11 protein-coding genes, 1 tRNA gene and 1 pseudogene are annotated in these 13,058 nt (G+C 55.7%); 3 read left to right on the forward strand and 10 right to left on the reverse strand.

The features are described 5' to 3' along the window. Nucleotides 1–89: 89 nt before the first annotated feature. From rlmN to JCM25354_RS09425, 6 genes and pseudogenes are all read right to left on the reverse strand, one after another. Nucleotides 90–1,283 (reverse strand): 23S rRNA (adenine(2503)-C(2))-methyltransferase RlmN, encoded by a 1,194-nt coding sequence (rlmN, locus tag JCM25354_RS09400; protein WP_025885828.1) that lies wholly within the window; start codon nucleotides 1,281–1,283, stop codon nucleotides 90–92. A gap of 113 nt (nucleotides 1,284–1,396) precedes the next feature. After that, complete coding sequence (locus tag JCM25354_RS09405; RefSeq protein ID WP_025885829.1) at nucleotides 1,397–2,137, reverse strand: TlyA family RNA methyltransferase; 741 nt, start codon at nucleotides 2,135–2,137, stop codon at nucleotides 1,397–1,399. Next, nucleotides 2,137–4,130 (reverse strand): annotated as a pseudogene (dxs, locus tag JCM25354_RS17955) (1-deoxy-D-xylulose-5-phosphate synthase). The gene JCM25354_RS09405 and the pseudogene dxs overlap by 1 nt, the downstream one beginning before the upstream one ends. A 4-nt stretch (nucleotides 4,131–4,134) precedes the next feature. Further along, nucleotides 4,135–5,055, reverse strand: coding sequence for a polyprenyl synthetase family protein (locus tag JCM25354_RS09415; RefSeq protein WP_025885830.1), 921 nt, complete (start codon nucleotides 5,053–5,055; stop codon nucleotides 4,135–4,137). Further along, nucleotides 5,052–5,312, reverse strand: coding sequence for an exodeoxyribonuclease VII small subunit (locus tag JCM25354_RS09420; protein WP_025885831.1), 261 nt, complete (start codon nucleotides 5,310–5,312; stop codon nucleotides 5,052–5,054). Before JCM25354_RS09420 ends, JCM25354_RS09415 begins: the two co-directional genes overlap by 4 nt. A gap of 120 nt (nucleotides 5,313–5,432) precedes the next feature. Then, entirely contained in the window at nucleotides 5,433–5,702 is a 270-nt protein-coding gene (locus JCM25354_RS09425; protein WP_025885832.1) for a sulfurtransferase TusA family protein, read from the reverse strand. A gap of 132 nt (nucleotides 5,703–5,834) precedes the next feature. On the opposite strand from JCM25354_RS09425, the gene JCM25354_RS09430 reads away from it, so the two are divergent. Continuing rightward, nucleotides 5,835–6,770, forward strand: a complete 936-nt coding sequence (locus tag JCM25354_RS09430) for an ROK family protein (RefSeq protein WP_025885833.1) — start codon at nucleotides 5,835–5,837, stop codon at nucleotides 6,768–6,770. Here JCM25354_RS09430 and JCM25354_RS09435 read toward each other — a convergent pair whose 3' ends face one another. Together JCM25354_RS09435 and JCM25354_RS17960 are read right to left on the reverse strand one after the other, a co-directional pair. Next, nucleotides 6,771–7,568, reverse strand: coding sequence for an RlmE family RNA methyltransferase (locus JCM25354_RS09435; protein WP_025885834.1), 798 nt, complete (start codon nucleotides 7,566–7,568; stop codon nucleotides 6,771–6,773). Further along, the gene (locus JCM25354_RS17960) at nucleotides 7,552–8,706 is read right to left on the reverse strand and encodes a Ppx/GppA phosphatase family protein (RefSeq protein ID WP_148301461.1); all 1,155 of its coding nucleotides are present in this window, start codon (nucleotides 8,704–8,706) and stop codon (nucleotides 7,552–7,554) included. The genes JCM25354_RS09435 and JCM25354_RS17960 overlap by 17 nt, the downstream gene beginning before the upstream one ends. Before the next feature lie 204 nt (nucleotides 8,707–8,910). On the opposite strand from JCM25354_RS17960, the gene JCM25354_RS09445 reads away from it, so the two are divergent. Continuing rightward, a tRNA-Gln gene (locus JCM25354_RS09445) sits at nucleotides 8,911–8,984 on the forward strand. A 251-nt stretch (nucleotides 8,985–9,235) separates the two neighbouring features. Here the strand turns inward: JCM25354_RS09445 and JCM25354_RS23055 are convergent. Both JCM25354_RS23055 and JCM25354_RS23060 read right to left on the reverse strand, forming a co-directional pair. Continuing rightward, nucleotides 9,236–9,646, reverse strand: a complete 411-nt coding sequence (locus tag JCM25354_RS23055; RefSeq protein WP_084294706.1) for a DUF2167 domain-containing protein — start codon at nucleotides 9,644–9,646, stop codon at nucleotides 9,236–9,238. Then, entirely contained in the window at nucleotides 9,607–10,158 is a 552-nt protein-coding gene (locus JCM25354_RS23060; RefSeq protein WP_025885836.1) for a DUF2167 domain-containing protein, read from the reverse strand. The genes JCM25354_RS23055 and JCM25354_RS23060 overlap by 40 nt, the downstream gene beginning before the upstream one ends. 367 nt (nucleotides 10,159–10,525) lie before the next feature. On the opposite strand from JCM25354_RS23060, the gene JCM25354_RS09465 reads away from it, so the two are divergent. Further along, nucleotides 10,526–12,964: a TonB-dependent receptor gene (locus tag JCM25354_RS09465; RefSeq protein WP_084294708.1), complete on the forward strand. Its 2,439-nt coding sequence runs from the start codon at nucleotides 10,526–10,528 to the stop codon at nucleotides 12,962–12,964. Nucleotides 12,965–13,058: the final 94 nt, after the last annotated feature.

The following is a 13,058-nucleotide window of genomic DNA, read 5'->3' on the forward strand; positions in this document are numbered from 1 at the left end:
AGGCTTCCCTCTATAAAGATAACGAGTTCAAAGCCTTTCTTATCACCCGTCTCCCGATCAGACCAGTCTTTGGGATAAACCAGTTCCTGTTATTCAGCCTCTGCTGTGGCATTGCGACGCTGGCGTTCACTTTCGGTTTTCAGCTGACCGCAGGCGGCGAGAATGTCACGTCCGCGTGGCATGCGTATCGGTGAGGCAAATCCTGCATCCATGACGATGGACGAAAATTTCTGAAGCTGCTCGCGGGTGGAGGGTTTGAAATCAGAGCCGGGCCATGGATTGAACGGAATCAGATTGACCTTGGCAGGTAATCCCCTGATCAGACGCACCAGTTCTCGGGCATCGGCTTCGCTGTCATTGATTCCGCGCAGCATGATGTACTCGAAAGTGATGCGCCGTGAATTGGAGGCTGCCGGGTAGCGACGACAGGCCGCCATCAGTTCCTCTATCGGGTATTTCCGGTTGAGCGGTACGATCTTGTCACGCAAATCATTGGTAACGGCATGAAGGGAAATGGCCAGATTGACCGCCAGCTCCTCACCGCAGCGATCCATCATCGGCACGACGCCCGAGGTGGAGAGCGTGATGCGACGACGTGACAGGGCAATACCTTCGCCATCCATGACGATACGCATGGCCTTGGCCACGTTGTCGTAATTATAGAGCGGCTCTCCCATGCCCATCAGTACAATAGTCGATAGCAGGCGCGGCGTTTCACCCTTCGGGCTCGGCCACTCACCGTAGGAATCACGGGCAGCCATGAACTGGGAGACAATCTCGGCGGCACCGAGATTGCGTACCAGTTTCTGGGTGCCTGTATGACAGAATGTACAGGACAAGGTGCAGCCGACCTGTGACGAAATACAGACCGCGCCCCGGTCTTCACGACGATCAGGGATATAGACGGTCTCGGCTTCCTGTCCGTCTCGAAAGCGAAAGAGAAATTTGCGTGTGTCGTCGCTGGAAGTCTGCTCCAGAGACGTTGAAGGTCGCCCGACCACATAACGCTCGGCCAGTTTTGCCTGGAGCGGTTTGGCGATGCTGCTCATACGCGAAAAATCTGTCGCGCCCTGATGATAGATCCAGTGCCAGAGTTGCTTGGCTCGGAACGGCTTCTCGCCAAACTCGGCCATTTCCGCAATTAGCTCCTCGCGGGACAGGCCCACGAGGTCGCGACGTCCATCCGGCAGCACTGCGGGCGGGGGAGCGAAAAGAGCAGATTTGGCGAGGATGCGCGCACGCTCCTGCTCATTCAGGTCGAGAGGGGTCGAAATGTCGGACATGGGGCTGCTCTATCATGGAAGAGCCCGCAAAACGCAAGAAAAACCATTCTTCGAACGGGAACGGAAGAATGCGCTCACTCCCGGAGGCAGTAACCCTCCGGAAATTTTCTGGATCAGGAAGAACGTCTCGCGGCGATAAGGAATTCGCGGTTGCCTTCCGGACCTGTGATGGGGCTGGGTTCTATACCCAGAACCTGCCAGCCTTCCAGCCCTTCCCACCAGCGGCGTATCTCTGCACAGACACGCTCATGCACCGCCGGATCCCGCACGACGCCCTTGGCCCCGATTTCGGCGCGCCCCGCTTCAAACTGGGGTTTGATCAGCGCAACGGCCCAGCCGCCCGGCTGGCAGAGTGCCAGAGCCGGGGGCAGGACTGTGCGAAGGCCAATGAAACTGGCATCGCATACGACAACGGAAATTGTGTCCGGGATCAGGGTCGTGTCGAGCGTACGGGCATTGGTTTTTTCCATGACCACGACACGCTCGTCAGACCGCAGCTTCCAGGCAATCTGGCCGTGGCCGACATCGACAGCAAAAACCTTGCTTGCACCGTTGGTAAGCAACACATCGGTAAAGCCGCCAGTAGAAGCGCCTACGTCAATTGCTGTTGCACCGGAAGGGGAAAGTCCGAAATGGTCGAGCGCGTGGTCGAGCTTCAGCCCTCCACGCGACACCCAGGGATGATCCTGCCCGCGCAGATCAAGCGGGGCGTCTTCAGCAAGCATGTCGCCTGCCTTGGCGATGCGGCGGTCCTTGCTGAAGGCAAGTCCCGCCATGATCAGCGCCTGTGCGCGGGCGCGGCTCTCGACGAGTCCGCGTTCCACAAGCAATACATCAGCCCGCTTTTTGGCCATCAGGCCGTCTGCTGGGCGTTCTGTGCACCCAGGGCCGACAGGGCAACAGTGACGATCTGCGGCGCATTGAGCCCCGCTTCATCGTACTGAACGTCGGGCAGGTTGTGGTCGATATAGGTGTCAGGCAAAGCCATCGGACGGAACTTTACCTGATCAAGCAGGGCGGTTTCCGCAAGATGACGTACGATAAGGCTGCTGAAGCCACCTGCCGCACCCTCTTCGATCGTGATCAGCACGTCGTGCTCGCGTGCCAGACGTTCGACCAGTGCCGTATCGATCGGTTTGGCAAAGCGGGCATCGGCTACGGTAACAGCAATACCCTGCGCAGCAAGATGATCGGCTGCCTTGAGCGATTCGGTCAGGCGTGTACCAAGAGAGAGAATGGCCACACCAGATTTGTTACCCGGCTGACGTGCGGCCTCACGCACGATACGGCCACGGCCGATTTCGAGAATCTCGCCAGCCTCAGGTAGCTCGAGTCCGGTGCCGCTGCCACGCGGATAACGGAATGCGATCGGCCCCGCGTCATAGACACAGGCCGTGGCTGTCATATGAGTCAGCTCAACCTCGTCACTCGGTGCCATGACGACCATGTTCGGCAGGCAACAGAGGTAGTTGAGGTCGAACGACCCGGCATGGGTTGCACCATCGGCACCGACCAGACCGGCACGATCGATTGCAAAGCGGACCGGCAGGTTCTGCAGATCAACGTCATGCACCACCTGGTCATAGGCGCGCTGCAGGAAGGTCGAGTAAATGGCACAGAACGGACGCAGTCCTTCCGAGGCCATGCCTGCGGCAAAGGTTACGGCGTGCTGTTCAGCAATACCGACATCGAAGAAACGATCAGGGTGCTTCGTTGCAAATTTGTCGAGGCCTGTCCCGGATGGCATAGCGGCTGTGATCGCGTTATGCGTTCATCCTTTTCGGCATGCCGGAGCAACTCGCGTGCCATGACAGAGGTGTAGCTCGGTGGGCCAGCGGGTGCCTTGTTCTGCTCGCCCGTGACAACGTTGAACTTGTTGACGGCGTGGTATTTGTCTCCGGCCGATTCAGCGGGCTTGTAGCCGCGACCCTTCTCGGTGATGACATGCAGCAGAACCGGACCTTCATCGGCGTCACGCAGATTCCGCAGGATCGGCACGAGCTGGTTCATATCGTGCCCGTCAACGGGACCGACATAATAGAAGCCAAGCTCCTCAAAAAGCGTACCGCCCGTAATGAGACCGCGTGTCAGTTCGTCCGCACGCTTGGCGGTGCGCTCGAGCCCGGCGGGGAGGCGCTTGGCCAGCTTGCCGGCCAGATCACGCAGGCTCAGGAACTTGCTTGAGGTCATGAGACGCGAGAGATAATTGGACATCGAGCCGACAGGCGGCGCAATGGACATCTCGTTATCATTCAGGATAACGATCAGACGCTTGGCACCGGCACCGGCCACGGCAGCGTTGTTCATCGCCTCGTATGCCATGCCTGCCGAAATCGATCCATCGCCGATTACCGCAATGACATTGCGTTCATGATAGGAGGGATCTTCGGTTGCGCGCAGATGATGGGCCACAGCCATGCCCAGACCGGCAGAAATCGACGTCGAGGAATGGGCAGCACCAAACGGATCGTATTCACTTTCAGAGCGCCGCGTGAAACCGGACAGCCCGTTGGGCTGACGTAGCGTACGGATACGATCGCGTCGGCCGGTAAGGATCTTGTGCGGATAAGCCTGATGACCGACATCCCAGATGATCCGATCATCAGGCGTATTGAATACGGCATGCATGGCAACAGTCAGCTCGACAACGCCAAGCGAGGCGCCGAGATGGCCGCCCGTCGTGGAAACGGCATCTACCGTTTCGGAGCGCAGTTCTTCGGCAAGCTGCTTGAGCTGCTCGGTCGAGAAATTCCTCAGATCGGCGGGAACGACCACGCGATCAAGGTGAGGAAAGCGGCCCATCGTCGGAATGGATGTGGCAGTGTTCGGCTTGGTGTTATCGCTCATTCTCTTAATTCCTGCGCTCGACGACGTATTGTGCAAGGGCTCTGAGCGCGGCTGCTTCGGTCCCGAAAGAGGTCAGGGCCTGTGTGGCCTGTTCGGATAGGCGTGACGCCTCGGCGCGTGCACCGTCAATTCCGAGCAGGGAAACGTAGGTTGATTTGCCGGAGGCTTCATCCTTGCCGGCGGTCTTGCCGAGTTCTTCAGCGCTGGCCGTCATATCTAGCACGTCATCAGCAACCTGGAAGGCAGTGCCGATATCGCGCCCGTAGGCGATGATCGCATCGCGCTGTATCTGGTCCGCGCCGCCAAGGATGGCACCGGCTTCGGCAGCATAGCGGATGAGTGCGCCTGTTTTCATCGCATGAAGCCGGCGGACCTGATTGAGGGGAAGGGACTTCCCTTCGCCACGTATATCGACCACCTGTCCACCGACCATGCCGGCTGCACCGGACGCTCGGGCAAGCGCTGTCACAAGCGCAATGCGTACCGCCGGATCTGAATGTGTTGCTTCGTCGGCCAGGATCTCGAAAGCCGAAGTCTGAAGCGCATCGCCAGCTAGAATGGCAATTGCCTCGTCGAATTTCCTGTGGGTCGAGGGCTGCCCGCGACGGAGATCATCGTCGTCCATTGCAGGAAGATCGTCGTGAACGAGGCTGTATGCATGCAGCATCTCGACCGAGGCCGCAACACGCAGAGCGCCCTCGGGCTCAGCGCCGAAAATAGACGCGATTTCGGTCACCAGATAGCCGCGAAGACGCTTGCCACCGCCCAGTGCGGCATAGCGCATGGCTTCGAGCAGAACCGATTCGTCACCATCAACCATGGGGAGGAGGCGATCAATAGCTATCTCAATGGCGCGCGCGGCTGTGTGCAACGACGATGCCAGTGCTTCAGGCGATGCGACAAAAGAAGGGGTAGAGGTCGTCATGGAGCTTTTCCGCCAGAATTCTCGTCAAATTCGGAGAGGGGCGCAGCTGTTGCCGAACCATCGCGCTGGGTGATGGCACGTACACGCATCTCGGCCTCCGAGAGCTTGGTTTCACAATGGCGGCGCAAGGTAGCACCCCGCTCATAGGCACTTATGGCGTCTTCAAGTTTCATTTGACCGCTCTCAAGGCCGCGTACGATCCTGTCAAGTTCGGACAGGGCATCTTCGAAAGAGAGCTGTGAAAGCTGTGCGTCCATGCCGATAATGCCGTCCCGCTCCGCTGTTTCGGAAAATTGCCGTCACCAGAGACGGCTTGTCGGGAGGAGGGATAGCCTGTCGCACTCCATTCTCCAAGCCCAAGGAAGTAATGACTATGATTATTCCGTAACAGGGGGTGACACAGCTGTGTCCGATTTGCGACGGATAACGAAAGAAAGCGTTTCTCCGTCTTCAGAAAATGCAACTAATGCATGACCTGTTTCACGGCAGAACGACTGAAAGTCTGCAACACTTGCGCGATCGGTTGCCAGGACACGCAAACGGGCGCCTGCCTGCATGGATTTCAGGCTCCGATGGGCCCGTAAGACCGGCAATGGGCATGCAAGCCCACGTACATCAAGAAGGGTTTCGGAAGGGGGAGACGTCATCAGGGGACTATGCGCGAAGCTCGGGCTGTGTTTCAAGATCGCACACTGTTTTGCCAATACGTCTTTACTAAGACCGCGTTCGTCCGCAACATGCGCCACGAGTTTTCACAAGCAACTTCAGTAAGGCATGAGATGGCTGATTATCGCCTCGGCATCGATTTCGGTGGGACTAAAATCGAAATCGCGGTTCTTGATCGCGCGGGCGATCTGCAGCTCCGTGAGCGTGTTCCCAACCCGGGAATTTATGAAGATGCCGTGATCGCTGTGCGCGATCTGGTTGCCAGTGTCGATCAGCGGCTTGGAAGTGTGCCGTCGCATCTGGCCAAGCCAGGTCAGCTCAGCTCCACGCTTGGTATCGGTATTCCGGGGTCTATTTCACCCGAGACCGGGCTTATCAAGAATGCCAATGCGACCTGGCTCAACAACCAGCCTTTCGGTATTGATCTGGACCGTGCGCTCAATCGTTCAGTCCGTGTTGAAAACGATGCGAACTGTTTTGCCTTGTCCGAAGCGGCTGATGGCGCAGGTGCTGGCAATCGCACGGTTTTCGGCATCATTATCGGTACGGGTATGGGTGCCGGTATTGTTGTTGACGGAAAGGTGATTGGCGGTCGTCATAGTATTGCAGGGGAATGGGGACACACACCGTTGCCCTGGGTCCGGCTCGAAGAATTCCCCTTGCCCAAATGTTTCTGCGGCAACGAGGGCTGTCTCGAACGCTATCTTTGTGGGCCGGAGCTTGCCAAGGACTGGAAAGGTATCGGCCATCATAACACGGCCGGCATCGAAGAGGCCGCTGCTGGGGGAGATATCGCAGCCATCGGCGCTCTGGACCGTTACATGGATCGCTTCTCTCGCGCCTGTGCGCTGGCGATCAACTTCCTCGATCCGGATATCATCGTGCTCGGTGGCGGTGTATCCAATCTCGACAGCATTTACGAACGCGTTCCGCCTCTGCTGGCGCGTCATGTCATTACCCCGACATGCACAACACCAATCGTGCGTAACAAGCACGGCGACAGCTCAGGCGTACGTGGCGCCGCCTGGCTGTGGGATGTCGTGGAATAATCAGTCCTGTTTGAGGCGATCGGGTCTGAATCCGGTCGCCACAACATAAAGCTCGCTTGACTCCTTGCGAGAAGCTGGTGGCTTGAGGTGGCGAACACTGGAAAAGGCCAGCTTCATTGGGTCAAGCATCTGGCGTTCTGACCCTCCCTGAAACACCTTTGCAACGAATCCGCCGCCAACCGCGAGAACCTGCATGGCAAAATCCAGCGCGCCTTCGGCAAGTCCCATGATTCGCAAATGATCTGTCGGTGCATGACCTGTCGTATTGGGTGCCATATCAGACAGAACGAGATCTGCCGGCCCTCCCAGTAGTTCCATGAGGCGCGTAGCCATATCCGGATCGGTGAAGTCACCTTCGATAATGGTTGCGTCGCTTACCGGGTCGACAGGCAGGAGATCGACGCCTACGACAGCAGAGGCACCACGTTTGACGGCGACCTGTGTCCAGCCACCGGGTGCAGCTCCCAGGTCGATGATTTTCATGCCCGGTTTGATCAGATTCAGGCGATCATCGATTTCTATGAGTTTGAAAGCGGCCCTGGATCGCCAGCCCTGTTTTCTTGCGGCAGCAACATAGGGATCGTTAAGCTGGCGATTGAGCCAGCGCTGCTGGGCTGTTGACCGGCCGCGGGCTGTACGAAGCATGACTGTCTTGTTGCGTGCCGTCTGGACAGAGCTTCCGTCCAGAGTGGTGTCAGACTGACCAGGTGCTGCTGAACTCTTTAGCGCTTTTCCGGGGATTCGTCTTTCGGAAGACTTCCCGCTCTTGCCGCCTTTTTTGTCACTGTTTTTGCTCATGCGCGTCCCATAAAGGAAGTGGGTGCTGCATGGCCACGATAATTCGTCTCGTGCTGCCGGATCGAATGACGATGAGTCTGGCCTTGTGCGGCGCTTCTGCCGTTTCTTGCCTGGGTTGCCATGCGCGCGACCATGCCGTCCCGCAGTCCGCGATCGGCGACAATGATCTGTTCCGAGGGCCAGACGCTATGAATGGCTTCAAAGATTGCGCAACCAGGCAGCATGAAATGCTGTCTGTCAGCCGAAAGAGGGGGGGAGGAAGTTCGCCGTTACGTGCATTGTTTCGTATGAGTGCAATGGCATCGTGAGCAGCTTGCGCAGAGAGCGTGAACCCATCCACAGCATTGCGGCTGTATCGGGTAAGGTTTTGTGCCAGACTTGCAAGCGTTGTTACCGTACCACTCGTCCCCAGCATCTGCACTGCACTGCGCTGCATTTCCCTGTTGATCTGATGAACGGACTCAAAAGCAAGCAGGGGTCTGCGTATGGTTTCAACCATCCTGCAATAGAGATCTGCCTGATCGAGAGTGCTGGCAGGCTGACGCGAATGACCATATTGCTCTGAAAGAGTGACAACGCCGTAGGGAAGACTGACGAGGCTTACCAGCTCGTGCTCGTGTGTTTCAGAACTCAGTCGCAGCCATGCAATTTCTGTCGAACCACCACCAATATCGAAAACGATAGCTCGTGTTCCCGACTTGCGGGTGCGGTGAAGAAGGGTACGGCAGCCTTCGACAGCCAGTTCCACCTCTTCCCTGGGAGAGATGATTTCAAGAGGGAGGCCTGTCTCGGAGTGGACGCGCGAGAGAAAACTCTCACGATTGAGCGCCCGCCGACAGGCCTCGGTTGCAACGGCGCGGATCTGGAGTGACGGAAGTCCCTTCATGCGTGCCGCAAAAGATTCGAGGGTACGTACGGCTCGATCCATCGCCTTGATGCTGAGTTCGCCTGTCTCGATCAATCCTTCACCAAGGCAGACCATTCGGTTCTGTCGATCGAGTATCTGTACGCCCCCGCCTGTACGGCGGGCAATCATAAGACGGCAGTTGTTCGTACCCAGATCAAGCGCGGCAAAGTGCCGAACCGGCCCTGCATCGAACGTATGAGGAGACATTGTCTCGCTGCGGCTATAGCCCATGATCGTCCCCCCTTTTCTTAGTCCTGATCTTTTTTGAATTCTTTCGTAAAAAAACAATCTGATAGCGCATGAAGGCTACAGCAAGCACTTTATACGGTGCTCGTGTCCGAATTTGTAAAAAAAAGCGCGGCGGGGGGGTTGCGGCCCCAAAGGGAGGGTGCTAATTCACCGCCACCGCAAGGCAAACAGCTTCTGCACAGATGCTGGGGGATAGTTTAGCGGTAGAACTACCGGCTCTGACCCGGTCAGCCCTGGTTCGAATCCAGGTCCCCCAGCCAAAAATTCCAGATAAAATATCATATACAGCTTGAAAATGAGCTTCAAAGCATTCCTTGCCTAGGAATGAGCATCCTGCTTTCCGACGCTGTGGGATAGCCGCCGCGATCCCAAGCTTTTTGGATTGTGGATAGCCTGATCTGCCGGCGTATACTTTATTTCCTTCCATGCCCCGGCATCAGTTTCATGGCTGTGCAGAGCCCGATTGCATCGCAAAGAAGCAAAAAAGTGGCATTCATCAAAGATATTTCGCTCACTCTTTGTTCCTGCGGGAAAAGACATTTTTCAGGCGGGTCCATAACAGGGCAAAGAAACCGATAACCGCAACAATCGCCTTGGAACTGAAGAGAGTGGAGAAGATTTTGATGATGAAGGCAATGAAGCCACCCACCAGCCCGGTCTTGATCGCCACGGCCGCAGCTCCGCCGCCGATAAGCCCCATCAGGCCATATTCTGCTAGTTTATCACCGCTTTTGTAATCACTGTAGCGGTTCCCGGGCTTTGGCTGGAGAAAAGTGACTGCCTGATTGAATTCCGAGCGATCGCTCGTGTAACTCTCCACATCGCCAACCATGAGAACGCGGTAATATCCCGTACGTGTCAGGAGGCGTGTGTTCAGGTTGGTTATCGGGGACCTGCTATCTGTTCTGACTGATAGGCCCACTCCAGCCGGTGCGTCTGCTGATCATAGTGAGGCTGCGTCTGCCAGCCGACAAGCGTCAGCTCGTGCAAATGGGCCCTCTGTCTTTCTCTGTTCTCCTCCAGTGATTTTGCCTTCATGGCACTCATGAGTTTTGAGGAGTCTATAACGTCCGTATCGTTCACGTGGCCTGAATCAATGTACAGAAAATCCATGAACCAGTCCTTGTCGGCGGCCTCCGGTTGCAGGATGTAATCGTGGTTATTGTGATTCGAGACGAGGTTACCGAGCAGAGCGAGGAAACGCTTGCCCTCGGGAGGTGCCAGCATTTCGTATCCGGCGGGGAGCATCAGATCTGCGTTGCCGTCAACATGAACAGTTGCAGGACCATGGACCCAGGGCAGGTTATGGATTGTCTGCCCTGTGCTTTCAGTGGAGGTCCCGGAAGCTTCGTTTGATGCATAAGCTATGCTGCTCATGCAGAGCGATAGTATTGCAGCGGTTACAGAGGTCTTCACACGGGTTTTTTTATTCATTATATTATGTCTCGAAGTAGATGTATTTCTTTTGCTAATCATTGCGTTATATATCTCCATACATCAACGTAATAAATTTATTTTCCATCCTTGTTTGTAATGTTGATGGTTGTGGATGAAAACTACCCGAATTATCGAATAATGATAATGATGTTAAACCATTAATACCTTGATGATATTGCAGAGAGCGCAGCGCTGCAAAGTGATCTTCGTGGCGCTTGATTGGGAGTATATGTAACTGAAAGGAAACGATTTCTAAAAAGCATTTCGTCATCAAACTTTCATCGTTATTGTTTCGATCGCGTGTTAATGGCTGCCGTCAATTCGTTAGAACCTATTAACGATCAGCGATTGAGCTTCAGGAACCATGATGAGTTTGAGAGCCCGTTTTTTTCTCTGTGCGACCTCCATTCTTGCGCTGCAGGCCTCCGCTGCATCGGCGCAGGTCAGTTCGGTGCAGCGCGTTACCCAGGATCATGAGGGAAGAGCATCGAAATCTGCCCCTAGGAAAGCAGATGACGGTCCGTCAATGATGGGATCAACTGCACCGACCGATACAGCACGAAACGAGACCGTGCAGGTGCGCGGGAACCGCCACAGATCAGCGGGCGGTGGATTGATGGTTCACGAGGACGCAGCGAAATCACGTTCTACCGTCACGCAGGAATTCATTGCCAAGCAGACGCCTGGCCTCAATCCGATGCAGCTCATTGCCATGTTGCCAGGCGTCAATACGACCTCTGTCGACCCACTTGGTCTCAATGGCGGCAATCTGACCTTGCGCGGTTTGAATGCCAGCCAGATCGGTTTCACGCTCGAAGGCTTCCCGATCAACGACATCGGCAATTACGCGGTATACCCGCAGGAAATCGTCGACTCAGAAAACCTGCGTACGATCAACGTCGAGCAGGGGTCGGCGGATCTCGATAGCCCGCACATCAGCGCATCAGGCGGTGCAGTGAATATGTACCTTCTTGATCCCGCAGAGCGTTTCGGCGGTCATCTCGATGGTACCTATGGCAGCTACAATTCCCGTCGTATCTTCGGTCGCGTCGATACAGGTCGTATCGGCAATACGCATCTGAAGGGCTATATCTCGTTCTCTGCTGCGCATGAGGATTCATGGCGTGGGCCGGGTGCGCAGAAAAAGCTGCATGGCGAGACCAAATGGGTCAATGAATGGGGGCAGGGCAACCGCATGTCTCTCGCTATCGTAGGCAATCAGAGCGATAGTACGCTGTTTCCGTCCATGTCTCTGGCCAATTGGAAGAAATACGGAACGGGCTATACTTACGATTCAAAGTGGAACCAAAAGAGTCCAAGCGGGAACTACTACAAACTGCATCAGAACCCTTTCACAAACATCTATGCGAGCGCACCTTCCACGTTCACACTGACCGATAACCTGACTCTGACTGAAACCCCATATTTCTGGTACGGCAATGGCAATGGCGGCGGTGCCTACAACGAGAGCTTGGCCAGTCAGCAATACGGAGCCCAGACTCTCAGCAGCTCCATCGGTCAGTATAATACGTCGAACACAAAGAGCCTGCTGCTCTATAACCCATCCAATACGCAGACCTATCGTCCTGGTGCAGTGACGAAGCTTGCTCTGCACACGGGCGCGAACCGTCTCATGGTCGGTTACTGGTTCGAATATTCGAAGCAGATACAGACCTCGCCCTATAGCCTTGTGAATCCCGAAACCGGCGCGCCGCTGGATGAATATGGTGGTGGCCCCAATCTTGTCCTGTCAAACGGCCAGACGGCGCAATACCGTAACACACTGACCCAAACGCGCATCCACACGCTTTTCATCGATGACTCTCTGTCGCTACTGCACAACCGTCTGACCATTGAAGGTGGCCTCAAATACGCGATGATCACGCGTCAGGGTCAGAACTACCTACCTGATACCTCGACCGGCCCCTATATCAACGGAAGCTGGAATGAACCCCTGCCCGCTGCCTCCATCCGCTACAAGCTGAATGATCAGTTCCAGCTTTTTGCTTCAGGCACGACCAATTTCCGTATCCCGATGAATACGTCGCTTTATGATGCGGGCACATACACGAAAGGTGTAGGCTACAGCACCAAGGCCAACCCCAACCAGAAACCGGAAATCTCGATCTCGGAAGAAGCTGGTGTGCGCTATCAGGGCAGCCTCTTCAACAGCACCCTGACCTACTTCCATTACAACTTCACGAACCGCCTTTATTCCCAGACAGTGGTTCTGCCGAACGGCTCCTATTACTCGCAGAGCGTCAACGGCGGCGGCTCACATGCTGATGGTGTCGACTTCGAAATCGGAACCCGTCCGATCCTTTACCATCTGCGTCCGTATGTCTCGGCAGAATATATCAACGCCCGCACCGACAGTAATATCGCAGCAGGCAGCACTGGCGACTACGTCAACAGCAAAGGCAAATTTGCACCTCAGACAGCAAAGCAGCAGGTAGCATTCAACCTGGATTATGATGATGGGCATCTTTTCAGTGGCTTCGCGCTCAAATATGTCGGCAAGCAATACGCCACATTCAATAATGACACCTCAATCCCGAGCTATGTCACAATGGATGTTCACGCGGGTTATCGCTTCAAGAGCTTTGCGTTCATGAAGAATCCGGTCCTGCAGCTGAACATCCAGAACATCACGAACAATCATTATCTGGGCTTCGTGAATGGTGTGACGGCAAACGGAAAGGCAACGACCGGCGTTTACGGCAGCAAAATCTCGGCCGCGAGTTCCACCTACTACGTTGCATCGCCATTCTTTGTGGGAGGCACCGCAAGCGTGGACTTCTGAAATCCAGCGCAGGTCCTGCAGGTGAGGGGGAGGGAGCTACGGCTCCCTTTCTGCTATCTGGACAGCGTCTGGCGGATGCTCAGCTTTCGACCTC

This window comes from Asaia prunellae JCM 25354 (assembly GCF_000613885.1).
Taxonomy (GTDB): Bacteria; Pseudomonadota; Alphaproteobacteria; order Acetobacterales; family Acetobacteraceae; genus Asaia; species Asaia prunellae.

Excerpts from the sequence above, each read along its gene's own strand:
- rlmN (WP_025885828.1), bottom strand. The coding sequence starts at position 1,283 with ATGTCCGACATTTCGACCCCTCTCGACCTGAATGAGCAGGAGCGTGCG.
- JCM25354_RS09405 (WP_025885829.1), bottom strand. The coding sequence starts at position 2,137 with ATGGCCAAAAAGCGGGCTGATGTATTGCTTGTGGAACGCGGACTCGTC.
- JCM25354_RS09415 (WP_025885830.1), bottom strand. The coding sequence starts at position 5,055 with ATGACGACCTCTACCCCTTCTTTTGTCGCATCGCCTGAAGCACTGGCA.
- JCM25354_RS09420 (WP_025885831.1), bottom strand. The coding sequence starts at position 5,312 with ATGGACGCACAGCTTTCACAGCTCTCTTTCGAAGATGCCCTGTCCGAA.
- JCM25354_RS09425 (WP_025885832.1), bottom strand. The coding sequence starts at position 5,702 with ATGACGTCTCCCCCTTCCGAAACCCTTCTTGATGTACGTGGGCTTGCA.
- JCM25354_RS09430 (WP_025885833.1), top strand. The coding sequence starts at position 5,835 with ATGGCTGATTATCGCCTCGGCATCGATTTCGGTGGGACTAAAATCGAA.
- JCM25354_RS09435 (WP_025885834.1), bottom strand. The coding sequence starts at position 7,568 with ATGAGCAAAAACAGTGACAAAAAAGGCGGCAAGAGCGGGAAGTCTTCC.
- JCM25354_RS17960 (WP_148301461.1), bottom strand. The coding sequence starts at position 8,706 with ATGGGCTATAGCCGCAGCGAGACAATGTCTCCTCATACGTTCGATGCA.
- JCM25354_RS23060 (WP_025885836.1), bottom strand. The coding sequence starts at position 10,158 with ATGAATAAAAAAACCCGTGTGAAGACCTCTGTAACCGCTGCAATACTA.
- JCM25354_RS09465 (WP_084294708.1), top strand. The coding sequence starts at position 10,526 with ATGATGAGTTTGAGAGCCCGTTTTTTTCTCTGTGCGACCTCCATTCTT.